This is a genomic window from Nocardia sp. IBHARD005 (assembly GCF_052814245.1).
In genome coordinates this window covers 3,411,200-3,434,708 of the sequence record NZ_CP199935.1, presented here as the reverse complement: position 1 = coordinate 3,434,708, position 23,509 = coordinate 3,411,200, and the positions used below count along the sequence as shown (strand labels likewise).

Here is a 23,509-nt window from a genome sequence, read left to right as displayed (position 1 = left end):
GTGATGCGCCATGAGTCCGTTGATAGCGGATCGGCCGAAGTGCGGGCAAACTCACACCGATGTGATTCGAAGCCCCTGCCCGCGTAGGGGATTCGCGTGTGCGGCGATGTGACCCGTCAGACACCTCACCGGTGGGCAACATCCACGGGTGATCGGTGTAGCGTGATCATTGATGTTCAACCAATGAGACATCAATCTCATATATTGAGATGCAATCGTGCAATCCGGCGAGGTGGAATCGTGACAGACGCGGGCCCGATGGTCGACGTGACGCAGCTCGGTAACAGCAGACGCTGGTTGATGCTCGCCCTCGGCGTGTTCGCGCAGACCTCCAGTTCGATCTTCATCCACGGCACCCCGTTCCTGCTGCCCGCGCTCACCGCTCGCGGCGATTCGCTCGCCTCCGCCGGTGCGCTGGTGGCGCTGCCGACCGTAGGCCTGGTCTGCACCCTGATCGCCTGGGGGTACGTGGTCGACCGGATCGGCGAACGCATCGTGCTGGTGGCGGGCACGCTGCTGATGTGCGTGGCAGGCATCGCCGCGGCCGTGGTGGACAACCCCGTCGCATTCGCAGCGCTGCTGTTCGTCGGCGGTATCGGCGCTGCCAGCTCCAACGGCGCCAGTGGCCGGGTGATCGTCGGCTGGTTCCCGGCGGACCGGCGCGGGCTGGCCATGGGTATCCGCCAGACCGCGCAACCGCTCGGGGTCGGCATCGCCGCGCTCACCATCCCGTGGGTGGCCGCACACCATGGCATTCCCGCGTCCATGTTGGTGCCCGCCTTGATGGCCGGGGTGGCCGCGATCGGCTGCCTGGTCGGCATCATCGACCCACCGCGACCGGCCGCGAAGGCCGCCGACCGCGCCAACCCCTATCGCGGCCACTCCACCCTGTGGCGCATCCACGGTGTCTCGATCCTGCTGGTCGTCCCCCAGGCCACCCTGTGGACCTTCGGCCTGCTGTGGCTGCACGTCGACCTCGGCTGGTCACTGGCCGCCGCGGGCGCGCTGATGACCGTCACCCAATTCCTCGGTGCCGCAGGAAGAATCGGCGCAGGAGCTTGGTCGGACCGGGTCGGCTCGCGCCTGCGCCCGCTGCGCCAGGTAGCCGTCGCCGCCGCCGTCGCCATGGCCGCCCTGACGATCACCGCCTGGACCGACTGGTGGTGGGCGGCGGTCCCCTTGATGGTCGCGGCCTCGGTGATCTCGGTGTCCGACAACGGCTTAGCGTTCACGGCCGTGGCCGAAACAGCGGGCCCGTTCTGGAGCGGCCGAGGCCTCGGTATCCAGAACACCGGCCAGAACATCGCGATAGCCGCCGTCCCACCACTTTTCGGTGCCGTCATCACGGCAACCGGCTTCCCCGTGGTGTACGCCCTGGCAGCGGTCGCCGCGGTGGCGGCGGTGCCCTTGGTCCCCAGAGGATCCCGCAAGTAGCTTCCATCACGAGCCGCGAATTCGGTCGAATACCCGTATCTCCTACTCGCCGAACACAATTCGATCCACACCCACCAACGACAAAGGCTCGCTCCGACATTCAGCCGGAGCGAGCCTTTTCGCGTGCGATCGGATCAGACGATGGCCGCGATGCGGTCGCCGACCTCCACGGTGGAGGCGGTGCCGGTACGCGAGGCCAGGTCCTTGGCCACCGCGGATTCGATGCGGGCCGCGCCCTCGGTGTTGCCGAGGTGGTTGAGCAGCATCGAGACCGACAGAATGGCGGCGGTCGGGTCGGCCTTGGACTGGCCCGCGATGTCGGGGGCACTGCCGTGGACCGGCTCGAACATCGACGGGTTGACGCCCGAGGCGTCGATATTGCCCGAGGCGGCCAGGCCGATGCCACCACTGACGGCGGCGGCGAGGTCGGTGATGATGTCGCCGAACAGGTTGTCGGTGACGATCACGTCGAAGCGGCCCGGGTCGGTCACCATGTGGATGGTGGCGGCGTCGATGTGCTGGTAGGCCGTGGTCACCTCGGGGAATTCGACGGCGACCTCGTCGACGGTGCGCTGCCACAGCGAGCCGGCGAAGGTGAGCACGTTGTTCTTGTGCACCAGGGTGAGGTGCTTGCGGCGGGCCTGCGCGGTGGCGAAGGCGTAGCGCACCACACGCTCGATGCCGAAGCGGGTGTTGTTGGAGACCTCGGTCGCCACCTCGTGCGGCGTGCCGACGCGAATCGCGCCGCCGGTGCCGGTGTAGGGGCCCTCGGTGCCCTCACGCACCACCACGAAGTCGATATCCGGGTTGCCGGCAAGCGGGCTGGTGACACCGGCGTGCAGCTTCGACGGACGCAGGTTCACGTGGTGATCCAGCGCGAAACGGGTCTCGAGCAGCAGTCCACGCTCGAGCACACCGCTGGGGACCGACGGATCGCCGATCGCGCCGAGCAGAATCGCGTCGTGCTGCTTGAGCTCGGGCAGCACCGATTCCGGCAGGATCTCCCCGGTGCGGTGGTAGCGCGCGGCACCCAGGTCGTACTCGGTCTTCTCCACACCGGGCAACACCACGTCGAGCACCTTGAGCGCCTCGGCGATGACCTCGGGACCGATGCCGTCACCGGCGATTACTGCGAGTTTCATCAACTAACTCCGTTCAAAGGAAAGCGTGCCGCCCACCGCCACGCAACGAGTCCGCCATGACCGACACCCCCAGCCACACCGTCAAACCCCAAATCCGCCATGACCGCACCACCACCCACCACCCGCGACCCCTAGGGAGCGGCGGCCACGAAGTGGCCGGTCGCGGCCGGGTCGCCGGTTAGCCGCCGGGGCGTAGGCGACGAAGGAGCAAGCCCCGGTGGCTAACCGGCGGCCCCTTGGGGCCGCGACTCGAGCGCGCCAGCGCTCCAATAAACACAGCCCGAACTATCCTGGACCGCTAGCACTTCGAGTCCTTAAACCAGGTCGACCAGGACAACCTTGGACGCACCGACGGCCTCGGCGATCGCGGTCTGCACCTCGGCCGGAACCTCGGCGTTGACACGCAGCACCACGGTGGCGCCTTCGGCGTCGATGTCCTGGCTCAGCTGCGCGGCCAGGATGTCGAGCTCGGCCTCGCCCAGCTTGGTGCCGATCTTGCCCAGCGCACCCGGCTTGTCGCTGTAGTTCAGCACGGCCAGGTTCAGGCCCTCGGCGCGCATGTCGTAGTTGCGGCCGTTGATGTTGACGATCTTCTCGACCAGGTTCGGCTCGGTCAGCGTGCCTGCCACGTTCAGGGTCGAGCCGTCGCCGAACACGGCGCGCAGGTCGACGACGCTGCGGTGGTTCGGGCTCTCCGAGGCGGTGGTGACGGTGGCGGTGATGCCACGGTCCTTGGCCAGCGCCGGGGCGTTGACGAAGGTGACCTGGTCCTCGACCAGCGCCGAGAACACCCCGCGCAGCGCGGACAGCTCCAGCACCGCGACGTCCTGCGCGGCCAGCTCGCCACGGACCTGCACCTCGATGCTGACGGGCAGCTCGCTGGCGATGGCACCCAGCAGCGCGCCCTGCTTGCGGACGACATCCAGCCAGGGAGCGACCTCGTCGTTCACGGCACCACCGGTGACGTTCACGGCGCCGGGCACGAACTCACCGGCCAGCGCGAGCAGCACCGACTTGGCGACATCGGTGCCCGCGCGGTCCTGGGCCTCCGAGGTGGAAGCGCCCAGGTGCGGGGTCACGACGACCTGCGGGAGGTCGAACAGCGGCGAGTCGGTGCACGGCTCGGTCTCGAACACGTCAAGGCCCGCGGCACGCACGTGGCCGGAGTTGATCGAGTCGGCCAGCGCCTGCTCGTCGATCAGACCACCGCGCGCGGCGTTGACGATGACGACGCCCGGCTTGGTCAGCGCGAGACGCTCGGCGTTCAGCAGACCCTTGGTCTCCGGGGTCTTGGGCAGGTGCACCGAGATGAAGTCGGCACGCTGCAGGACCTCGTCGAGGGTCAGCAGCTCGATGCCGAGCTGGGCGGCCTTGGCCGGCGACACGTAGGGGTCGTAGGCGACGATCTTGGTCTCGAACGCGGCCAGACGGGCGGCGAACAGCTGGCCGATGCGGCCGAGGCCGATCACGCCGACGGTCTTGCCGAAGATCTCGACACCGTTGAACTTGCTGCGCTGCCAGGTCTTCTCACGCAGGGTGGCGTCGGCGGCCGGGATCTGCCGCGCGGCCGAGAGCAGCAGCGTGACAGCGTGTTCGGCGGCGGTGTGGATGTTGGAGGTCGGCGCGTTGACGACCATCACGCCACGCTCGGTGGCGGCGGGCACGTCGACATTGTCGAGGCCGACACCGGCACGGGCGACGATCTGCAGCTTCTTGCCCGCGTCGAGCACCTCGGCGTCGACGGTGGTGGCCGAGCGCACGAGCAGCGCGTCGGCCTCGGGGACCGCGGCGAGCAGCGCCGGGCGGTCGGGTCCGTCGACCCAGCGAACCTCGACACCGTCACCGAGTGCGTCGACGGTCGACTGGGCGAGCTTGTCGGCGATCAGAACTACAGGACGGCCTGCTTGGCTCACTGTGGGGTACTCCTGGGGAAGAATGGGGGTCGGCAGTTACCGCGGCCCAGAATAGTCGCCCGGACTTCGGCTGCCCTTACCCCCCTGCCCGAAAACCATGTGAACCCTGCGCGCCGACGCCTCTAATATCTCCTCATGTCCTTGCGCACCGTCCCCGAATCGATGGACCCGGCTGTGGTGGCCGCCGTCGACGCAGAACTCGACAGGGTGGCGGCCGAGCACAACGTGTCCATCCGTCTCGCTATCGAAAGTGGCAGCCGTGCTTGGGGTTTCCCCTCGCCGGACTCCGACTACGACTGCCGTTTCGTCTACGTGGCAGGCCTGGATACCTACCTGTCCCCGTGGCGGACCCGCGATGTGATCGAAACACCGCTGATCGGGCTGCTCGACGTGAACGGGTGGGATCTGGCGAAGGCGCTGCGCCTGCTGGTTGCGGGCAACGCGGTGCTCGTCGAATGGTTGATGTCGCCGATCGTCTACCGCGGTGACGAGGCGTTTCGCACCCGGTTGCGCGAGGTGGCGACGGAGGTGGCCGATCGCGACCGGATCGCCCGGCACTACCTGCACCTGGGCGCGCGCCAGTGGGCGCTGTTCGAGCGCAACGGTGGCTTGAAGAAGGTGTTCTACGCGCTGCGACCCGCGATGGCGCTGCGCTGGCTGCGTGAGCACCCCGGTGCCGCGGTGGCACCGATGCACCTGCCCACGCTGCTGGCGGCCTGCGAGCTGCCCGCCGACCTCGTGGCGGCGATCACCGAGCTGACAGATCTCAAGTCGAAGACCAGGGAGATGGGTTCAGCCGCCCCGCCCGTGCTGATCACAGCGTTCATCGACGCCGAATTCGAGAGGGCCACCACGGAATTCGAGTCCCGCGGGCCGCGCGATCTCACCACGTCGATGGCTATCACGAACGAGTTCTTCCGCGCCGAAGCGCTGAGATAGACAGCAAGGCCTGAGATAGCAGAAACTCCGCACCATCCGGTGCGGAGCTTCACATTCGTACGCTGGTCAGCGCAGAATCAGATGGCGCGAACGTCCTGAGCCTGGGGGCCCTTCTGACCCTGACCAACCTCGAACTCCACGCGCTGTCCCTCTTCGAGGGACTTGAAGCCCGAGCCGCCGATGGCGGAGTAGTGAACGAAGACGTCCGGGCCGCCTCCGTCTTGGGCGATGAAGCCGAAGCCCTTTTCGCCGTTGAACCACTTAACAACACCCTGTGCCATTTCAAAAACCTTCTGTAGATGAGCTAGGTCCTAATAGTCCGGTCCTGGTCTCGGTGTCCACCATGCCATGATCCGACGAATTCGGCCACATCCCGCCGTGCAAAGTGTGCGAACTGTGAGGAAGGCAACCCCCGGGCGCCGCCGGCCGGTGCCGTCACGGACGTGACGCAGCCCGCCTTTCGGGTGGATGCTCAGCGTATGCCGAGATAGTTGCTCCACGGATGCCGGATTAGCTGGACACAGGCATCGAACCGGCTGGCACGCTTCACCATCGAGAACTCTACGCAATAGTGACGTGTCATCGTCAGCGACCCTATACATTTTCGAGAAACCTAGTACGGCAAATTCTCTACCAGCGTATTTTCCGAGTTCGTGAGGGATCGCACGCCTCGCCGGGAAATCACGCTAGGAGCAGAACGTGCTGGATATCAACCATTTCACTTACGGCTGGGTGACTCCCCTGCTGGCCTATGTCATGTCGGTCATCGGGTCGATGCTGGCGCTGCGTTGCATGGTTCGCTCGCGCTCTTCTGGCATGCACGGCGGCTGGCTCACCGCGGCCGCGATCGCACTCGGTGGCACCGGTATCTGGGTCATGCATTTCATCGCGATGCTCGGTTTTTCCGTACACGGGGCGACCATCCGCTACCACGTTCCCATCACCTTGTTCAGCGCCGCTGTCGCGATGGGTGTGGTGTGGCTCGGATTGTCCATCGTGGTGCGCCGCGGCGGGGACAGCGCCGCGTTACCGGTCGGCGGCACGATCACCGGACTCGGCGTCGGGGCCATGCACTACGCGGGCATGTACGCGATGAAAACCGACGCCGAGATCATCTACGACCCCGTCGTGGTCGCCGCGTCGCTGGCCATCGCGGTGGTCGCCGCCATCGCGGCGCTGTGGTTCGCCCTGCACATCCACGGAATCGTCGCCACCATGGGCGCCGCCCTGCTGATGGGCGTGGCCGTCACCGGCATGCACTACACCGGCATGTTCTCGATGAGCGCGCACACCAGCGCCCACGTCGCCCATGCCAGTGGCGCCACCGCCGCCCAGCTGCTCACCCCACTGATCATCGGCATCAGCATGGTGACCATGATCCTGCTGATGCAGGTCGGCATCACCGAAGCCGAGGACCCCAACCTCACCCGCCCGGTCCACAATCAGAACGCGAGCCGCTTCTGGCCGAGCGGGCAGAACTAACCCGCCTGTACGTCGTGGGCCTCCGGGCCGCGCCGAGTCTCGGTGACGGTGTATTCCACGCGCTGACCGTCACGCAGCGTCCGGAACCCCTCGCCCACCAATTCGGTGTACTCGACGAACACGTCGGGTCCACCGGCGTCGGGGGTGATGAATCCGAAACCCTTGCCGCTGTCGAACCAGGTCACGACCCCGCTTGGCATCAACCGACCTTCCGACTCCTGTGCCCACCAGCCTGATTCGCTAATCGTCGCACGCCGATGCCGGCGACACGAAGGGCATTCGATTCGAGGAGCCGATCGCCCGGTGACGAAATCGCTATGCTCCGGACACGGTCCGCCCGGACCGGGTCAGCCGCGAGAACGGGGATTCGGTGCAGTCTTCGACCGTTCGCCGCGCGGCCGAAGCCGTCACGATCTTCGTGGCCACCTCGGTCGCGGCGCTCGCGATCATGCTGCCGATCAGTTTCGCCTCGCTGGCCGCTTCGCTGCATGTCGACCTGCTGGTGTTCAACGTTCCGCGAGCGATGACCGCTGCCGCGTTCATCGCGGTGATCACCGCCGCCGTCACCGTGGCCATCGGCAGCGTACGAACGGCCCGCTGGACCGCGTTACTCGCCCTGGTCGCCATCCTGGTGAACCATCTGGCCTTCATCCCGGACAGCACAGACGGTCACCTCGACAGCCTGTCACTGCCCACCTTGAACTTCATCGACGCACTGCTCGCGGGTGTCGTCGTCGGCGGGCTCGCAGTGGCGGTCTGGAACAAACCGCTGCTGCGAACCGTCTACCTGTTCGGCGTGCTCGGCGGCACCGTTGTCGGCGACCTGACCCAGTCGCCCACAGACCCCGACGCCGACGGTTTCAGCGGTGCGCTCGGCGGCACACTGCCACTGTGGTTCATCGGGGCCAGCATCCTCGCACTGGCCTACTTCGCGCTCACCACCGCGGCCCCGGCCCGCTCGTCCCTCGAAACCGCCATCCCGCTGGCGCCCGTGTTCGCCGCCGTCGTCGCCTTCACGACGACCATCCTCACCGCGCTCGCCGTGGCACCCCACAAGACCAGCACCCCCTCTCTGATCATCGCCTCGATCGTCGCCATCGCCGCCGCGGTCGCTGCCGCGCTGATCCTGCCGGGACGCGACGGCATCCTGGTCCTGCTGATGAGCAGTTTCTCCGTCGCGGGCAGCCTCGTCATCACACTGCCGCGCTCGGGCTGGATCGACCTCGCCACCCTCGCCGCCACCGCCGCCGGCCTACTGATCGGCATCCGCACACCACGTCCGGTGGTAGCCGCGGCGAGCGTGCTCGCCCTGGCCTGCTTCGTGCTCGCCGCCGATGTCTTCGCCCCGCACGCCACTCTCACCGCCGCCCTCGGCTGCCTCGCCCTCGGCGCGGTCGTCGGGTACTGCCTCGGCGCTTCGGTTCCGCAGAGCCCCACGTCCGGGACCGTCGGCCTGGCGATCCTGTTCGTGCCCTCGATCGGAGTTGCCCTCAGCGACCGCGATTTCGGCCATCTCGCCTATTCGTCATCCTGGTACCGCACCGGGGACGTGGATCGCGGACTGGGCCCCGGCGTGGTCGCGATCGTCGTCGCCCTCGGCTGCATGATCGCCGTCCAGGCACTGATGCGCCACCGCGCCGCGCCGCCGAAGATCGTCAGCCCCTAGCCGATTCCCACCCGTATTCCGAGAACGCCTCCCCCACCATTTCTCCACCGTCACCCCTCCTGATCGAATTCCCCACGCCAGAACTTCGAGACCGTGCCTGCCGCAGATGTTTTCGGGGTATACCCACATCATGAGTTTCCCGGTGTCCTTCGGGTTCGCCCAGGTCGGCCTCCTGGCCCTGATCGCCCTCGCTGTCGTCCTCCTGGTCATGGCCGCACTGGCCGCCACCCGCCGCCGCGGACCCAAGGCCGTGCTCGGCCGTGCGATCCCCGGCGCGGCCCTGCTCCTGGTCGCGGTCCTCCTACTCTGGATCGCCACCCTCCTGCAGACCTACCTCGGCCTCACCGGCGAAATCAAAGCCGCCCACGTAATCGCCAAACCCGTTGCCGGCCAAGAACATCAACTCGACCTCGTCCTCACCCAATTCGACGAAGACGGAAACGCGAGCCAGCCGACAACTCATCGCATCGAGGGCGACCTGTTCGCCCTACAGTCCAACATCGTCGAACTCGAACCCTGGGTCAACGCCCTCGGCTTCCACTCCGGCTACAAGATCAGCCGCCTGTTCGGCCAACGCCTCGACGGCAAATCCCCCACCCAAGACCACATCTTCCTCAACGGCGGCGACCGCGACTTCTTCGAAGACATGAACGAAAACCGCTGGTACACCAGCCCCTTCATCCGCTCCGCCTACGGCAACGCCGTCATAGCCACCCCCGGCGAATACGACGTCTTCATCTCCCGCGACGCCATCAAAGTCCGCCAAACGGAGGGCTAGGACGCGACCTTCACCGCGCCGACTCCACGCACTCGTCGACGACGTGCATGATCACCGGACGCTCGACGACCGCACGCGCATAACTCAGTCGAAGAGTTCGCCCGCGCGGGTGGCGGTCACTGCCTGCAACAACCAAGCGTTGAGCTGATCGAGGTCGGTCGTACCAGCGAGCAGCTCGCGCTGGGCCGCCGAGAGCTCGATTCCGCGACCAGTGAGGACAGTCAGCACCGAGCGTGCGACTCCCAAACCGACTCCCAAACCGACCCCCTCTTCGAGGCCCTCCTCGCGCCCCTGGGCGCGCAGCCGCTGAGCAGACTCCGAACGGAAGAACGACAGATCCGTTTCCATTTTGTCCCTCCAAAGCTGGGCTGCGTCGGTATGTGAAATTCCTTGTTCGATGAGTTCAGCGTAGAACGCGGTCTCACCATCTAATCCGTGCCGCCGGAACGCGATGATGATCGACTCCAGTATCGCACCGATCTCGGGCTCACGGGCGTGAGTAATCGCCGACAGTGCAGCAAGAGGCAGGTCGGCGAGGACATCCGCCGGGTCAGTGATGGCAGGCACGTTGTGTGGGCCGAGGACAATGGGCAGCAGAGTGAAGCACGTCCAGCCCCGATACGTGAGCGTCAACGGCTTGCTCGCCCAGGTAGCGGTCTCCTTGTCGTGGCAGACGACCACCAGCACAACAGGCAACCGATACTTGTTGTGCAGGAAAGTCACGTAGTACGACCACGCGGCGACCCGCGAGTTGTCGCTGCTCGATTGCGCCTCCACGATGAGCAAGAACTCATCCACCGCGGTCGTGACCCGCAGGATCGTGTCCGCCCGCCGTTCAACCGGAGCCGTATCCGTCAGGTCGACCGAAATCTGTTCCACTGCAACGGGATCAGGGAACGGAAGGGCGAGCACACGGAAGGCATGACCGACCGCCGCGGCGTTGTGAGTGAAGATCCCGTGCATCGCCTCATGCGATGAGCTGATCATGCGCGAAGGCTATCAACTCTCGAACAAGAGTTCGAATCGGGCAAAATTCTCACGCCCGTCTGACGCCGCGTTGCTCCCAACCTCCCCTATGGCTCCCAACCTCACCATGAAGGAACCGAATCGCCCCAAGGCGCGTCCAGAAGTCGAGAGGCACCTAGGGAAGCGCCGTCGACCGGTGTAGACCCCGGTAGGCTCGCCGGAAGCCATGACGAGGGTGGCGATAGATTTGCTGATCTACGTGAACTTACAGTCGGGCGTGACAGTGGCGGCCCCAAGTGGACGGCATCCGGATACGTCCTTGTTAGCTAGCCGCCCAGCCGGGAAGGCCCGCCATCTAAAGCACCTCGCAGGGTGAGTGCAGTGTCAAAAGGGCACTTGGGTGGTAAGCAGTCCAGTGCCTTCGGCGCGGCCGGCGAGGATCCGGCAGAATTCGATTGCGTCGAGGTCGAGGCGTGCACCGGTTGTGCCGCAATGCCATTGGCCGCCGACGGGGCCCGTCAGTCGCAGGTTGTAAGGCTGGTTGTGGCGGGCGGCCCATTCCTCGACGACGTTGGCGACGATCGCGCCGTCGTGCTCACCAGTCAGCACGAGAACATGGTCGGTGGCGCGGGCCAGGTCGATGCGGTGCATCCAGGGGTCACGGGTGAGGATCGTGTCAACGGCGAATCCGATGGTCCACGATTCGGCGGCGCCGTTGACGAGCTGAGGCTCGGGCGCTGTCCGGTTCCGCAGGAACCGCGGGGTGCGTGTGCGGGCTGCCGCCGCCTTGGGCGCGACAGCTGCCATCGTTCGGACCAGCTGATCGTTGGTCTGCTCGCCGAATCGTTCGACCTGATACGCGGTCAGGGCGTCGATGAACTGCCGGCCGGGCCGCAACCGCCTGCGAGCCGCCCGGCTTTGGCGGATGTTCTCCAGGATTGAGGATGCCATGGCGACCATGCCGACGGTGTGGGCGACGAGATCGTGGACAGTCCAGCCGGTGCAGTCGGTTGGTTCGGCCCAATCACCGCGGTTCAGCGACGCGACCGCATCGGCGAAGCGCTGGTACTCGGTGCGGGCCAGCCGCATTGCGTCGCCATGGGGGATTGTCGCCTGCCGGGGTGTCGCCGCAGGCTGCTCGATTGCTGTCATTTCTGTGCCTCCTTCGCTGCGGGAAGGCCGACTCCGTCGGCCCACATGTCCACGGCGCGGTCTATCAGCTTGCGCCGGCTGTGCCCGCCCGGATCGTTGGCGAGCTGCTGATCGACCAGACCGGACAGGACAGCGATCCAGATCTCGACGTCGCCCCGGTCGGTCACACCGATCGAGGCGAGCGTCGCGATGACCTTGTCGAGGGCTCGGACCGCCGCGGCGTACGCCTCAGGTGAGGGTTCGAATCCGGGGATGGTGCGCTGGTTCATCAGCTGATAGCGGACCAGGTCGGCAACCGCGAAATCGAAGTACGTCAGCGCCATGGTGCGCACAAGTCCGCGCGGGTCTGTCGGTGCTGCGTCCAGCGCGTCTATCGAGACCTGCTCACACTCACCCCACGCCTGCCCGAACATTGCGTCATAGATCGCGTTCTTCGATCCGAAGTGCGAGTAGAGCGACGGCGCACGCATCCCGATCCGGTCGGCGACCTCCCGCAGCGTCAGCTGCGCCAAGCCGTGCTCACGGGCAACCTCCCACGCGGCCTCGACAATCTCATTCCGCGTCGCCTCACGCCGTTCTGTCTTCCGATCACGCTTCGGTATAGCGCTCATAGTTAGTTATTCTGAATGCCGTTAGGCGTAGAGTCAATAGTGGCGCGACGAGGTCGCGGTGAACTCCCCTGACCTGGCTCTAACCGGCTTTCACCCGCTCGACGGCGCCCGATTTCTGCGCGACCGACACGGCGCCGATAACAGTTGACACGGCTGGTCGCGAACCACAGTTGTGCCGTGCTCGAGGCCGAGGAGCGGGCGACGGCTCATCCCTCCGCTCCCCGCGGAGGAGTCGTCTAGAAATCTGCCCGATTGCCGAGCGGTGTCGGTACCAGCGACTGCCCATCGCGTTCCTCCGCCGCCGTAAGCCAATCCGCAACGTTGCTGAGCGATCCCACGCAGACAACCCGGTACGGCGAGCACAGTTCCCATGCGCCCCGCTCCTCCGCCTTGCGTACCGCCATGGACCGGAGCGCGGCGCGTTCGACCAGTGCCTCCAGCACGGTGCTCACGGTGCCCTCCGCTCCCGGCACTCGAAGTTCTCGAGTGCTTCGAGAAGCCTTCTGATCACGGTCGGGGGCGCCACCTCGATGGGGTGTAGTCGCTTCGTGTTGGGCTTACGCTGCTCTAGCACGGTTCCCCTCTCCCTGTGGTCGGGCCCCACTCAACCGACATGGTCACTTGAGCGGGCCCGCTAGCGGAGCCGAACTCTCCGGCTCCGATTCCAGGATCGATCATGCCTAGGGCCGTTTACACCGCATCCACGGGACGTTTGGGACGTTTAATCTGTACACGTCCGTTCGTCCCTCCAGGGTGGTGGAGAGCATGAATCACGGTCTACGACAAGCAATGGCAGCGGCGAAGCTCACCGAGCAGCGGCTGGCCGAAGCGTGCGAAGTCGACGCGAAAACTGTTGCTCGCTGGGTGTCCAACCCTGCTCGTGTACCTCACGCAAAGCACCGGTGGCGCGTGTGCGAGCTACTCGGAGCGAGCGAAGCCGATTTGTGGCCTTCGTCAGTTCGACTACAGGTGAAGTCGGGGCCGGACCGGGAGGTCGTCCAGGTATACCCGTACCGGTCCGCCGCACCGGCATCGTTGTGGCGCTCGTTGATCAACAACGCCCGAACAGAATTGACGTTCGCCGGCTACACGAACTACTTCCTTTGGCTCGAACACGCGAACTTCGGAAAGCTGTTGCAGCGCAAGGCCACTGCCGGATGTCGCATCCGGTTTCTGATCGGCGACCCGGAACACCAGGTAACCCGCGATCGGGAGGACGAAGAATCAGTACCGCTCACCTTGTCCGCGCGTATCGCGGTCACCGTAGGGGAGCTGGCAAGAATCCGTGGGGCCGACAACCTCGAAGCCCGGTACGAAACCGGGCACGTGAGCATCTCTGTGTTCAGGTTCGACAATGACATGCTCGTGACTCCGATCCTCGCACGACGGGTCGGGCACGACTCGCCGATGATGCACTTGAGGCGCGAGCAGCCAGACGGCATGTTCGACCGGTTCAGCGAGCACGTCGAGGAACTCTGGTCTCGTGGGTGCGACATCTGGGAAGGTTGAAGGATGGGCAGGATTGACTACCAGAACGATCCGAACGCGCCGACGGCGAACTCGCTGGTTCCTGCTGCGTCTGTGGTTGTTGTCGATGATCAGGGACATCTTCTACTGCAACGCAGGATCGACAACGGAATGTGGGCGCTTCCCGGCGGCAAGATGGAACTCGGTGAATCACTGGCTGAATGCGGCGTCCGCGAGACGTGGGAAGAGACCGGCATCAACGTCGAAATCGTTGGGATCGTAGGCACCTACACCGATCCCGGGCACGTGTTCGCCTACGACGATGGCGAAGTGCGACAAGAGTTTTCGATCTGCCTGCTCGGCAAGCCTACCGGCGGCGAACTCCGGTCGTCGGATGAGTCCCACGAAGTTGCCTGGTTCGCGCCGGAGGACACCGACGTGTTGCCGATGGTCGGTGCGATCCGGCTACGACTGTCCGACTTCCGCTCCGGTCGGTATCCGGTCGTTCGATGACACCGGAGGATCAGTGAGGCATATTGATACTGTTGCTGAACTCTGCTGCAGCACACTCTGATTGAGACCTCGACGAGTCCGCCGTCCGGCAGGCCGCAGCAGACCTCGGACTCGACTACAGCCAGGCGAAGTTCGGTAGCGTCGACACGATCTACCGAGACGAGACAGGCTGCGACATCCTCGCGGAGCCGACCCTGCTGTTCAGCGACTTCGCCGAGTAGGCCGCTCATCCACCGAATCTGTCGTATGTCCGTGGCAGACTTCATTCGTGGAACACGGGGATGAGTACGCGTTTCGTTCGAAGATCTTTCACGCGCTGAGGCAGTTGGTCGACGAGCGTGGCGGCTTTGTCACCCGGGCCGATCTGTTGGAGTTCAAGGTCGGGGACGAACCGATCCAGCTCGTCGACCGCAATCGCGGGATCCGGAACCCCAAGGGCCTCGCATCCACGCTGTCGATCATGTCCAAGCCGGGCAGCCCGTATGAGGATGAGGTCGTCGGCGACTCCCTGTTCACCTACGACTATCGAGAGGGACCCATCGGTGCCGGGGACAACATCAAGCTCAGGAAATCAGCGGAGACCGAACTTCCGCTCATTTTGCTTCGGTGGATCAAGGTCGGTCCTGACATTCGGTACCTGCCCATCTTTCCGGTTTATGTCGTTGCTGATGATCCGACCAATCGCCGTGTGCTGCTCGCCCTCGACGAATCGTTGCGCGGCGTCAGCGATCCGCAGCATTTGACCGAGACGGAGCGTCGCTACGTCCAACGGGTGACCAATCAGCGCCTGCACCAGCCCCAGTTCCGCAGTCGGGTACTGATGGCTTATGCGAACCGATGCGCGGTGTGCAGGCTGGGCCGTGCGCAGTTGCTCGAAGCTGCGCACATTATCTCCGACGGCAAAGAGCACGGTATCGCGGACATCCCGAATGGTCTGAGCCTCTGCAAGATTCACCATGCGGCGTATGACCGGAACCTGATGGGAATCTCCGGCGATTACCGGGTTCACATCGGGTCGGTGCTGGCGACAGCCGACGATGAAGGGCCGATTCTCAAATTCGGGCTCCAAGACATGGACAACGTCCAGCTCATGCTGCCCGCCAAGAAGTCGTTCTATCCTGCGCCTGAACGACTTGCTGAACGCTTCACTGAGTTCGTCAACGGGGACAAGGCGTTCCGGGTCGGCAAGGTCGACTTCCAGCGAGTCGATCCTGTGATCGTCGGATCGAACCTCGGGGCGCCCTAGCCGGATCGGCGGATTGTCATCCACCGACCCGACTCTGGTCATTCCTCGGTGTCGTAGTCGACAATCGGGGCGGCCGTCGCCGAATCCCGTGTCGTGAATCGAACTACTCGGTCGTCTCCGCCGTAGGCTCGGGCCGGGGCCACGAATCCGAACGTCAGAACCAGCTTTCCCGGGTCGATCGTGCCGTCTGCGCTCACACTCGAAATATGGTGCGGCTCAACGACAGCGTGGATCAAGATGGCGCCGGTACGCTCACCGACGAGGGCCTCAGTATCTCGGTCTTTCGAGTCTCCGATGGCCCCCGCGATTCGGAGTGCGATGCTGCGGTGGCGACTGGTATTGATCGAGCCGAAGAGCGGATCACGTCGCCGCACACGGTCCCATCGGGTGATCTGCTTGCCACCCACGCGAACTCGTTGATCACCCTTCTCACGCTGTGGCGCAAACGCGCGGCGTAGGAGTTGGTCGTGGAAGTGCTGGCTCGCCGCGATCTGCGTGCTAGCGCATTTATGGAGAAAAATCAAACAACCGACTTCAATCCATTATACATTCGCTTGTTTGACAGTTCTTGCATCTGCGGCAGGTGTCGGCGGCCTAGCACTTCGCCGTACGGAGTATCCCAACACTCTCCACTCCCAGCGGGTGCGCCGTCACGTGTCACGCAAAGTGGTACCTATGTTCACATGTACATGTGCTGCGGTTTTCGTTGCCGTGCACAGTGATTCGGCGAAATCGTGGCACGGGAGCGGGGAACGGGGGACCCTCGGAGGAGAGGATCGCGTTACCCAGGAGCCGCATGACTGTCAGAAGTGACCGTGAAGGTGGCTTGCCGGAGACATTGCCTGCGTTGGTGCAGTTGCCGGCCGATGAGGCTCGGGATCTGTTCGAGTTGATGAGGGCCGCGAGTACGTTCGAGGCGGCCGCGTTGGGCAAGTCCGTCGATTCGATGGTCTCTGCGTTGCCTCGGCCGTTGCGCCGGGTGACGAAGAAGATCATGTTCGGCGGCAGATGACCGACCTGACTACTCGGGCGCAGTTGATTCTGTTGGCTCGCACGTTGCATGTTCATCCGCAGCGGTTGGATCACCTGCGGTATTTGGGGGCCGATCGGTTGCATGCGCTGAATCAGCAGATTTCGGGGGTGTTGTTCGATCAGCACACGGAGATGTTTCGGCGGATCAGTGCGTTGGTGCCGTTCATTCCGTTGTCGATCTCGATTCCGTTGGTGCAGAAGCTGGTTCCGCCGATGATGACGGGGCGGGCGGCGGGGTCGGTGGGGTTGGATCATCCGGGTAAGGCGGTCGAGACGCTGACGATGCTCGACGCGGGGTATGCGGCGGATTGTGCGCCGTACCTGGATCCGCGGGCCATCGAGCAGTTGGCCGATCAGATGGCGCCGGAGCCGATTGTCGAGATCGTCAACGAGTTGCTGCGGCGGCGCGATTATGTGACGGCTGGTCCGTTCTTGGCTTGTGCCACAACGGAAGTGATTGCGGCGGTCGAGGCGGGGGTGCGCGATGACGCGGGGCTGATCTTCTCGGCGGCGTTTTCCTATGACGTCGAAGTGCTCAGCGCGGTTGTTCGCCAGCTGCTCGATGGGCCGCATCGGCGGGTTCCGCGGATGACACAGACGGTGTTGACGGGTTCTGCTGACCTGCAACACGCTGCGCTGTCGGTGTTTTCGCGGTGCGCGCCCGATGTGATTCGGCGGGTGGGTGACATTTTGTTCGGGAGTGCGCAGCCCGGTGATGTCGCGCGGTTGATGCGCAACGCGCTCACGCTCGGCGCGGTGCCCGAATTCCTCACGCTGGCTGGATATCTCACGCCCTTGGGGCTGTGGACGTTGGTCGGCGATCCGGTGTTCAGTGATCCGGATGTTGGGGTCGATCTGGTCGCGCCGATGGATGGGCGTGAAGATGCGGAGAGTTGGCGTGGGCTGTTCACCTTGATGTCGCGGATGGACGACGATGTCAGGAGTGCGGTGGGGTACGCGCTCGCGTTGCTCTCGGAGTCGACTGTGGCGGAGTTGCCCGCGCTGGCGACCGAAACTGGTTGCTGGCCTGCGCTACTCGATCTTGTCGCGGTTTCCGGGGAGCGGGGGCAGACTCGATTCGGGGCGATCTGGGCGCAGTTGGGGCCGGAGCGGCGGGCTTATCTGCATCGGTGCATCACCGAGCTTCGGTACGACACCAGATTGGCCGAGATCACGGCGTTGGTCGAGCCGGTGGAGGTGGATCTGCTGTTCTATCAACGGAGGCAGAAGGGGCGCTACCGCAACGGGTGACGCGCCATCCGCGCGCGAGTGCGACACAGTGGGTCAGTCGGGAAGATCGGTGACATCGTGCTCAGATAGATCAGAAGCGTGCTTCGCGACAGTTCGGAAGTCTGCGTCATGGTGGAGGAGGACAAGTCCGTGGTGCGCGGCAGTCGCCGCGATCATCAGGTCGACCGCTGAGGCGCTGCGATGCTCGCCCTGTTCTGCCAGCTGTCGTTGTACCGAGTCGATCCAGCGGCCTGCCGTTCTGGGCACCCCACGATCCGGGTACAGGTCACGGAACATGTCCGCGATCTCGTCATACTCCGCGGAATTACGTGCGCTGTAAAGGAACTCGGCACGTTGCGGATAGCATGAGGCGATGGCGCCTGCCTCGATCGTGTCGTACCAGGCTTCTCGCAGCGCCGGATCGGCGATCAGCCGAACGAGTGCCGACGTATCCAACAGGTAGATCACAGAGCATTCTTCTCGGCTTGGTGCCGGCGCTCCGCATCCTCCACTGCACCCCACTTCGCTGCCCGCGCGAAGTGCTTCGCGATTCGTGCAGCACGCTCTTGCTTGTCCGCGTAGAACCGGAGTGCGAGGTTGACCGCTTCCTTCTTGGTCTTGGCGTGTGAGGTCGCCAGCACTCGCTCGAGAGCGTCGTCATCCAGGTCGATCTGGGTTACGGTCATCCCACACCTCCATGTTGATAATGTTGGTGCGATCATACACCACCAACATTGGGCATCATCGAACTCGCACTCGCTCGTTACAGCCGGTCGCGGGATCGACTACCCACGCAGGGCGGTTGTGCGCATGAAGCGGCTCCCCCACTCTCGCAGCTGCGCGATCAGCTCCGGGGGGCCGATGACTCGGAAGTCTGCTTCTACCCTGCCCAGCAACAGGATCGGCCAGTCGAGATTGTCGACGGTCATTTCTATGTGGGTGCGGTTGTCGGGGAGGGCGGTGATGGTGCACCAGCGGCCTATTCGGGCGTGGACGTCGGTGGCGGGGGCCGCTATTTCGGCGGTCACGGTGTAGCCGGATCGGCGGGCGCCGATGGCGTTTCGGACGAAGGTGGCTGCGTCGGGGGCTGGGAGGGTGCGGGGGCGGAAGCGGGTGCCGGTGGTTGTGGAGGCGGTGAGGCGGTCTACGCGGAAGGTGCGCCAGTCGTGGCGGGTGAGGTCGTAGGCCACGAGGTACCAGCGGCGGCCCTGGGAGACGAGGCGGTGGGGTTCTACTTCCCGGATGCTGGTTCGGTCGTCGGCGGCGGTGTAGGTGAAGGTGAGGCGTTCTTCGCGGCGGCAGGTGAGGGCTAGGTCGGTGAGGACGGCGGGGTCCACGTCGGAGACGGGGACGGCGGTCCAGGCGGTGGATTCGGTCATGGCGCGGAGGGCGTCGACGCGGCGGCGCAGGCGGGTGGGCAGGACGGTGACCAGTTTGCCGAGTGCGCGGATGGACGGCTCGGCCAGGCCATCGCCCGCGCCCTGGGAACCGGCTTGCAGGCAGACGGTGATGGCTACGGCTTCGTCGTCGTCGAGGACCAGGGGTGGCAGGGCGGCGCCCGCGGCCAGCTGGTAGCCGCCGTCGACGCCGGGCCTGGCGTCGACGGGGTAGCCGAGTTCGCGCAGCCGGTCGATGTCGCGGCGCAGGGTGCGGGCCGAAACGCTCAGGCGCTCAGCGAGTTCCGTGCCGGGCCAATAGCGGTGGGTCTGCAACAGCGACAGCAGTCGGAGGGTGCGTGCGCTCGTATCGGCCATATTCCGATTATCTCGCAATTGCGGACAGAAACTGACCGCAATGTGTCCTACCTTGGGTTTTGCACACACCAAACAAGCGAAGGGATCAGTACATGACCGCCGGCACCGAGATCGACACCGAGCGCACCGACATCCTCGAGATGCTCGCCAAGCACCGGCACTTCCTGCGCTTCACCGTCCGCGACCTCACCGATGAGCAGGCGGGTCTGCGCACGACCGCCAGTGAGCTGTGTTTGGGCGGGCTGATCAAGCATGTGGCCGCGGTGGAGGCGACTTGGGCGGGTTTCATCGTCGACGGGCCCGCACAAGCCCCCGATTTCTCCTCGATGACCGAGGAACAGATCGCGCAGTGGGGCGAAATCTTCCGGATGCTGCCCGGCGAGACACTCGCGGGCGTGCTGGCCGAATACGAGCAGGTGGCCGCACGGACCGACGAACTCGTGCGCACCCTCCCCGATCTGAACGCCAGTCAGCCCCTGCCGGAGGCGCCGTGGTTCGAGCCGGGCGGACGCTGGACCGCGCGCCGCACGCTGATACACATCATGACCGAGACCGCCCAGCACTCCGGGCACGCCGACATCATTCGGGAATCGCTGGATGGAGCGAAGTCGATGGGGTGATCTCGGCGAACAGCGACTCGGCTGCCGCGCGGTGTTCGGTGGCGGCAGCCGGGTCCGTGGCGTCGAGGACCTCGGCGATGCCCTGGTGGGCTGTTGCCTCTTCGAACCGGTGGCCCAGTCTCGGTGCGAGGGTGAGGGTTTGGCGGTAGAGGTCGATGGCCTCGTCGGGTAGGCCTGCGAGACGGCAGGTTTCGGCGTAGCTGTTGAGGAAGTGGATCTTCCAGTGGTCTTCGAAGACGGCGTCCAAGAGGGCGAAGGCTTCTCGGTGGCTGGCGAGGGCTTCTTCGAAGCGACCCATGTCGCGCAAGGCGACACCCCGGCAGTTCAGGCACCAGGCTTCGTTGTGTTTGTGGCCGTCCGCGCCGGCGAGGGTGAGGGCGCGGTTCAGGTGGTCGATGGCTGCTTCGGGCTCGTCGGCCGCGATCGCCACACCGAGGGTGATCTGGGCCTGCAGCGACGGGGCGCCGGTGGGGATGGCGAGGGCTTCGCGGGCCAGTTGGGCGGCTTGCTCGCGGTGACCGAGCTGGAGCATGGCCCAGGCTTCGCCCGCGATGGCGTCGGCGGCACTGGTCGGGCAACCGCCGGCGGTGTAGAGGTCGCGGGCTTGGCGGAACAGTTCCAGCGGTTCTTCGATACTTCCTTCGTCCCAGCGCAATTGGGCGCAGCGCATTGTCAGTTCGGCTCGGGGTAGCGGGTCGCCCGCTGCGGCGACCAGGGGTGCGGCGGCGGCGTAGGCGGCGGCCGCTTCGGTCATGCGGCCCGCGTTATAGCGGGCGAAGCCGAGGTCGCTGTGGGCTTCGGCGAGCTGGCGTGGGTCACCGAGATTCTGTGCGGCGGTGAGGGATTGCTCGAAGAGTGCGTTGAGATGTGTGGTGCCGCAACGGCGAGCGAAGAAGGTGCGCATGAAGCGCGGCAGTTCGCAGACGTGGGTGTCGGCGCCTGCTTCGACGGCGGCGTAGAACACGGCCATCAGGTTGGTGTATTCGGAGACGAACCAGAAGAACGCGGCGTCGCGACCCGGGAAGTGCGGCAGTTCGGCGGGCGCTGAGCCGGCGGAGACGGGACGGGTCGGCGACAGGAACGGCATGGCGGTGTCGGCGGCAGCCGCGGTGTGGACGTAGTAGTCGAGGATGCGGTGCAGGGCGCGTTCGCGGTCGGCGGGGGTGTCGTGTTCGAAGATGGCGGAGCGAGCGTGCTGGCGGACCAGGTCGTGGAGGCGGTAGCGGCCGTCGGCGGGTTGCTGGACAAGGTGCGCGTCGAGGAGGTCTTCGAGCATGGTGCGGGCGCTGCGCAGCGAGACGTCGGCCACGGCGGCGGCGACATAATCAGTGAAGGTGGAGCCGGGAATCAGGCCGAGCAGGCGGAACAGGCGGCGCTGATCGCGGTTGAGCTGACGAACCGACATGCCGAAGGCGGTATCGAATTCGCTTGTCCCCTCGGCCATTCGCTCGACCAGGATGCCGACCGACCAGCCCGGGCGATGCCGCAGTCGAGCCGCCGCGAGGCGCAACGCCAGGGGCAGGTTGCCGCACAGACGGAGCACTTCGGCGGTCTGCTCGGGTTCCTTGGCGAGCCGGCCGGCGCGCGCGTCGCCGCTGGCCCGCACCAGCAGTTCGGCGCTCTCCTCGGGCGTGAGGACGTCGAGGGTCACCGGCGGGACCTCATCGAGTTCGAGCAACCGGTTACGGCTGGTAATGATGGCGACCGACTCGCCCGCGCCCGGCAACAGCTGGCTGACCTGCGCGGCATCGGCGACATTGTCCAGCACGACAACAGCGCGTAACCGGGCGAGCTCCGAGCGCCAACACGCCGCCCGCAGTTCGACTTCCCCGTCCTGCGGCACCTTCTCCGAGGGGACCTGCAACGCGGCCAGCAGCGCGCGAAGGGCGGCATCGGGGTCGAGCGGCTGACGTCCGTCGGTGAAGCCGTGGAGGTCCAGATATAGCTGGGCGTCAGGGTATTCGGCGGTGAGCTGATGCGCGGCGTGCACGGCGAGGGAGGTTTTCCCGACACCTGCCATGCCGTCGATGGCGACCACGCGATCGGAACGGACGGCGGCGAGCACGTCGGACAATGCCTGTTCGCGGCCGGTGAAGTCGGGCACATCGCGGGGCAGGTCGTTGCGTGGCGGCGGTGGGGCATCGGCCGGTGGGCTCGGCGGGGCGGGCTGACGGCTGGTTTTCGGCGGGGCGGGCAGGGGGTTGTTGGCGCGCTCCCAGAGGGGGCGCAGCGGGCGCGGATCGCGTTTGACCAGGCGGCACAGCTCGAGGACGGCCGGCCACGGCGGGACCGTCTGGCCGCTGAGGTAGCGCGAGAGCGAGGACGAGCTCAGGCCGGTGTCGCGGGCCAGCGCGCGCACGCCACGGCCGGACAGGTCCTGGATCAGGCGCAGCCGCGCGGCGAGCTCGTCCTGCGGGTACGCCCGTGCCGTCTGCTGTTGCACAACCACCGTTTTCCACTCCGTTGTCCCGGCCGGAACCAGAAATATTCCGACCGACAAGCCGGTGGTCAGGGCCGTTTTCAGCTGTCCCACAGTGTCCCACAGCCATGGAGTTCCGGCGCCGGACGGGCTGTTATTGAGACACACCGCAAGCAGCGGAGAAGCAACGAACAAGGAGAACGACATGCAGTCTCGGATGAAGAACCCGGCCATGGTCCTCACCGACGCGATGGGCCCGATCCAGCAGGTGCTCAAAGCAGTCGAGACCGGTGGCGTGGACAGCGAGATCCTGGAGCTGGTGCACCTGCGGGTGAGCCAGATCAACGGCTGCGCCGCCTGCGTGCACGGTGGCACCACCACCGCACGCAAAGCAGGCGTCAGCGAAGACCGCCTCGCCACGGTGGTCGCCTGGCGTGAGACCCCGTTCTTCTCCGAGGAGGAGCGCGCCGCCCTCGAACTCGCCGAGGCCGCCACCCGGATGGCCGACCGTCCCGACGCGGTCACCGACGAGATCTGGGACAGTGCCGCCAGCTACTTCGACGAGAAGCAGCTCGCCTCGATCGTGCTGATGATCGGCGTCACCAACATGTTCAACCGGCTCAATGCCACCACCCGTCAGATCGCCGGCGCCTGGGGCTGAGGCTCCACTCACTGAAAGGAACACCCCGATGTCCACAGATCAGCAGGCAAGCAAGAGCCACAGCGGCTTCTCGCGGTGGATGCAGCACAAGATGAATGCCCGGATGAACCGCAAGGTCCGTAGCGGCAAAGGCACTTTCATGGGGATGGATGTGCTGATCCTGCACACGGTCGGCCGCCGCAGCGGTGCGCCACGGCAGACACCGATCTCCTGGTTCTCCGACGATGACGACAACGGCTGGCTGCTGGTGGCATCGGGTGGCAAGAACGGGCACCCGGACTGGCACCTCAACCTGATGGGACACCCGGAGCAGGCGACAGTCGAACTGCCCGGCGAGCAACCCCGCGCCGTGGCCCCGCGAGTGCTCACCGGCGAGGAGCGCGCCAGGGCATGGGACGCGATCACCACCGCGCAGCCTCGCTACGGCAAGTACCAGGCCAAGAGCAACCACGAGTACGCGGTGGTGCGGCTCAGCCCGCGATGA

27 protein-coding genes are annotated in these 23,509 nt (G+C 65.5%); 14 read left to right on the top strand and 13 right to left on the bottom strand.

Going from position 1 to position 23,509, the window contains the following annotated elements; all coding sequences use genetic code 11:
- Positions 1 to 258: 258 nt before the first annotated feature.
- Positions 259 to 1,434 carry an MFS transporter gene (locus ACTWPB_RS15995; protein WP_446226359.1) on the top strand — a complete coding sequence of 392 codons (1,176 nt, stop codon included), beginning with the start codon at positions 259 to 261 and terminating at the stop codon, positions 1,432 to 1,434.
- Positions 1,435 to 1,568: 134 nt separating this feature from the next.
- On the opposite strand, the gene ACTWPB_RS15990 is transcribed toward ACTWPB_RS15995, so the two are convergent.
- Together ACTWPB_RS15990 and serA are read right to left on the bottom strand one after the other, a co-directional pair.
- Positions 1,569 to 2,576, bottom strand: a complete 1,008-nt coding sequence (locus tag ACTWPB_RS15990; protein ID WP_446221463.1) for a 3-isopropylmalate dehydrogenase — start codon at positions 2,574 to 2,576, stop codon at positions 1,569 to 1,571.
- A 314-nt stretch (positions 2,577 to 2,890) separates the two neighbouring features.
- Positions 2,891 to 4,489 (bottom strand): phosphoglycerate dehydrogenase, encoded by a 1,599-nt coding sequence (serA, locus tag ACTWPB_RS15985; RefSeq protein WP_446221462.1) that lies wholly within the window; start codon positions 4,487 to 4,489, stop codon positions 2,891 to 2,893.
- Between the two features lie 135 nt (positions 4,490 to 4,624).
- Between serA and ACTWPB_RS15980 the strand changes: the two genes are divergently transcribed.
- Positions 4,625 to 5,428, top strand: a complete 804-nt coding sequence (locus tag ACTWPB_RS15980) for a nucleotidyltransferase domain-containing protein (protein ID WP_446221461.1) — start codon at positions 4,625 to 4,627, stop codon at positions 5,426 to 5,428.
- 77 nt (positions 5,429 to 5,505) lie between these two features.
- On the opposite strand, the gene ACTWPB_RS15975 is transcribed toward ACTWPB_RS15980, so the two are convergent.
- Positions 5,506 to 5,709, bottom strand: a complete 204-nt coding sequence (locus ACTWPB_RS15975; protein WP_056812000.1) for a cold-shock protein — start codon at positions 5,707 to 5,709, stop codon at positions 5,506 to 5,508.
- Between the two features lie 418 nt (positions 5,710 to 6,127).
- Between ACTWPB_RS15975 and ACTWPB_RS15970 the strand changes: the two genes are divergently transcribed.
- The gene (locus ACTWPB_RS15970) at positions 6,128 to 6,910 is read left to right on the top strand and encodes an MHYT domain-containing protein (RefSeq protein WP_446221460.1); all 783 of its coding nucleotides are present in this window, start codon (positions 6,128 to 6,130) and stop codon (positions 6,908 to 6,910) included.
- Here ACTWPB_RS15970 and ACTWPB_RS15965 read toward each other — a convergent pair.
- Entirely contained in the window at positions 6,907 to 7,110 is a 204-nt protein-coding gene (locus ACTWPB_RS15965; RefSeq protein ID WP_446221459.1) for a cold-shock protein, read from the bottom strand. The two genes, ACTWPB_RS15970 and ACTWPB_RS15965, sit on opposite strands and share 4 nt — an antisense overlap.
- Before the next feature lie 170 nt (positions 7,111 to 7,280).
- Here ACTWPB_RS15965 and ACTWPB_RS15960 point away from each other — a divergent pair, with 170 nt between their 5' ends.
- Both ACTWPB_RS15960 and ACTWPB_RS15955 read left to right on the top strand, forming a co-directional pair.
- Complete coding sequence (locus ACTWPB_RS15960; protein ID WP_446221458.1) at positions 7,281 to 8,576, top strand: hypothetical protein; 1,296 nt, start codon at positions 7,281 to 7,283, stop codon at positions 8,574 to 8,576.
- 130 nt (positions 8,577 to 8,706) lie between these two features.
- On the top strand, positions 8,707 to 9,354 hold the full coding sequence (locus ACTWPB_RS15955) for a hypothetical protein (RefSeq protein ID WP_446221457.1): 648 nt from the start codon (positions 8,707 to 8,709) through the stop codon (positions 9,352 to 9,354).
- Between the two features lie 84 nt (positions 9,355 to 9,438).
- On the opposite strand, the gene ACTWPB_RS15950 is transcribed toward ACTWPB_RS15955, so the two are convergent.
- The 4 genes from ACTWPB_RS15950 to ACTWPB_RS15935 form a co-directional block, all read right to left on the bottom strand.
- Complete coding sequence (locus ACTWPB_RS15950; protein ID WP_446221456.1) at positions 9,439 to 10,341, bottom strand: hypothetical protein; 903 nt, start codon at positions 10,339 to 10,341, stop codon at positions 9,439 to 9,441.
- A 363-nt stretch (positions 10,342 to 10,704) separates the two neighbouring features.
- Positions 10,705 to 11,472, bottom strand: a complete 768-nt coding sequence (locus tag ACTWPB_RS15945) for a maleylpyruvate isomerase family mycothiol-dependent enzyme (protein ID WP_446221455.1) — start codon at positions 11,470 to 11,472, stop codon at positions 10,705 to 10,707.
- Complete coding sequence (locus tag ACTWPB_RS15940) at positions 11,469 to 12,083, bottom strand: TetR/AcrR family transcriptional regulator (RefSeq protein WP_446221454.1); 615 nt, start codon at positions 12,081 to 12,083, stop codon at positions 11,469 to 11,471. The genes ACTWPB_RS15945 and ACTWPB_RS15940 overlap by 4 nt, the downstream gene beginning before the upstream one ends.
- Positions 12,084 to 12,319: 236 nt before the next feature.
- Positions 12,320 to 12,535, bottom strand: a complete 216-nt coding sequence (locus ACTWPB_RS15935) for a hypothetical protein (RefSeq protein WP_446221453.1) — start codon at positions 12,533 to 12,535, stop codon at positions 12,320 to 12,322.
- A gap of 517 nt (positions 12,536 to 13,052) precedes the next feature.
- Between ACTWPB_RS15935 and ACTWPB_RS15930 the strand changes: the two genes are divergently transcribed.
- From ACTWPB_RS15930 to ACTWPB_RS15920, 3 genes are all read left to right on the top strand, one after another.
- Positions 13,053 to 13,592, top strand: a complete 540-nt coding sequence (locus tag ACTWPB_RS15930) for a DUF5919 domain-containing protein (RefSeq protein ID WP_446221452.1) — start codon at positions 13,053 to 13,055, stop codon at positions 13,590 to 13,592.
- Between the two features lie 3 nt (positions 13,593 to 13,595).
- Positions 13,596 to 14,063: an NUDIX hydrolase gene (locus tag ACTWPB_RS15925; RefSeq protein WP_446221451.1), complete on the top strand. Its 468-nt coding sequence runs from the start codon at positions 13,596 to 13,598 to the stop codon at positions 14,061 to 14,063.
- 268 nt (positions 14,064 to 14,331) lie between these two features.
- Positions 14,332 to 15,309 carry an HNH endonuclease gene (locus tag ACTWPB_RS15920; RefSeq protein ID WP_446221450.1) on the top strand — a complete coding sequence of 326 codons (978 nt, stop codon included), beginning with the start codon at positions 14,332 to 14,334 and terminating at the stop codon, positions 15,307 to 15,309.
- 38 nt (positions 15,310 to 15,347) lie between these two features.
- Here ACTWPB_RS15920 and ACTWPB_RS15915 read toward each other — a convergent pair whose 3' ends face one another.
- On the bottom strand, positions 15,348 to 15,506 hold the full coding sequence (locus ACTWPB_RS15915) for a hypothetical protein (RefSeq protein ID WP_446221449.1): 159 nt from the start codon (positions 15,504 to 15,506) through the stop codon (positions 15,348 to 15,350).
- 9 nt (positions 15,507 to 15,515) lie between these two features.
- On the opposite strand from ACTWPB_RS15915, the gene ACTWPB_RS15910 reads away from it, so the two are divergent.
- The 3 genes from ACTWPB_RS15910 to ACTWPB_RS15900 all read left to right on the top strand — a co-directional run bounded on the left by ACTWPB_RS15910 (position 15,516) and on the right by ACTWPB_RS15900 (position 17,592).
- Entirely contained in the window at positions 15,516 to 15,767 is a 252-nt protein-coding gene (locus tag ACTWPB_RS15910; protein ID WP_446221448.1) for a hypothetical protein, read from the top strand.
- A gap of 338 nt (positions 15,768 to 16,105) precedes the next feature.
- Positions 16,106 to 16,321, top strand: coding sequence for a hypothetical protein (locus ACTWPB_RS15905; RefSeq protein ID WP_446221447.1), 216 nt, complete (start codon positions 16,106 to 16,108; stop codon positions 16,319 to 16,321).
- Positions 16,318 to 17,592 (top strand): hypothetical protein, encoded by a 1,275-nt coding sequence (locus ACTWPB_RS15900; RefSeq protein ID WP_446221446.1) that lies wholly within the window; start codon positions 16,318 to 16,320, stop codon positions 17,590 to 17,592. Before ACTWPB_RS15905 ends, ACTWPB_RS15900 begins: the two co-directional genes overlap by 4 nt.
- A gap of 33 nt (positions 17,593 to 17,625) precedes the next feature.
- Here ACTWPB_RS15900 and ACTWPB_RS15895 read toward each other — a convergent pair whose 3' ends face one another.
- From ACTWPB_RS15895 to ACTWPB_RS15885, 3 genes are all read right to left on the bottom strand, one after another.
- Complete coding sequence (locus ACTWPB_RS15895) at positions 17,626 to 18,039, bottom strand: PIN domain-containing protein (protein WP_446221445.1); 414 nt, start codon at positions 18,037 to 18,039, stop codon at positions 17,626 to 17,628.
- Positions 18,036 to 18,257, bottom strand: a complete 222-nt coding sequence (locus ACTWPB_RS15890; protein WP_446221444.1) for a type II toxin-antitoxin system VapB family antitoxin — start codon at positions 18,255 to 18,257, stop codon at positions 18,036 to 18,038. Before ACTWPB_RS15890 ends, ACTWPB_RS15895 begins: the two co-directional genes overlap by 4 nt.
- Before the next feature lie 99 nt (positions 18,258 to 18,356).
- Positions 18,357 to 19,325 (bottom strand): helix-turn-helix transcriptional regulator, encoded by a 969-nt coding sequence (locus ACTWPB_RS15885; RefSeq protein WP_446221443.1) that lies wholly within the window; start codon positions 19,323 to 19,325, stop codon positions 18,357 to 18,359.
- Between the two features lie 92 nt (positions 19,326 to 19,417).
- Between ACTWPB_RS15885 and ACTWPB_RS15880 the strand changes: the two genes are divergently transcribed.
- A complete protein-coding gene (locus tag ACTWPB_RS15880) occupies positions 19,418 to 19,945 on the top strand; it encodes a DinB family protein (RefSeq protein WP_446221442.1) in 528 nt (175 codons plus the stop codon).
- On the opposite strand, the gene ACTWPB_RS15875 is transcribed toward ACTWPB_RS15880, so the two are convergent.
- Positions 19,905 to 22,478, bottom strand: a complete 2,574-nt coding sequence (locus tag ACTWPB_RS15875; protein WP_446221441.1) for a tetratricopeptide repeat protein — start codon at positions 22,476 to 22,478, stop codon at positions 19,905 to 19,907. The genes ACTWPB_RS15880 and ACTWPB_RS15875 overlap by 41 nt on opposite strands.
- A 91-nt stretch (positions 22,479 to 22,569) precedes the next feature.
- Here ACTWPB_RS15875 and ACTWPB_RS15870 point away from each other — a divergent pair, with 91 nt between their 5' ends.
- Together ACTWPB_RS15870 and ACTWPB_RS15865 are read left to right on the top strand one after the other, a co-directional pair.
- Positions 22,570 to 23,025, top strand: coding sequence for a carboxymuconolactone decarboxylase family protein (locus ACTWPB_RS15870; RefSeq protein ID WP_378912507.1), 456 nt, complete (start codon positions 22,570 to 22,572; stop codon positions 23,023 to 23,025).
- Positions 23,026 to 23,053: 28 nt separating this feature from the next.
- Positions 23,054 to 23,509, top strand: a complete 456-nt coding sequence (locus ACTWPB_RS15865) for a nitroreductase family deazaflavin-dependent oxidoreductase (RefSeq protein ID WP_446221440.1) — start codon at positions 23,054 to 23,056, stop codon at positions 23,507 to 23,509.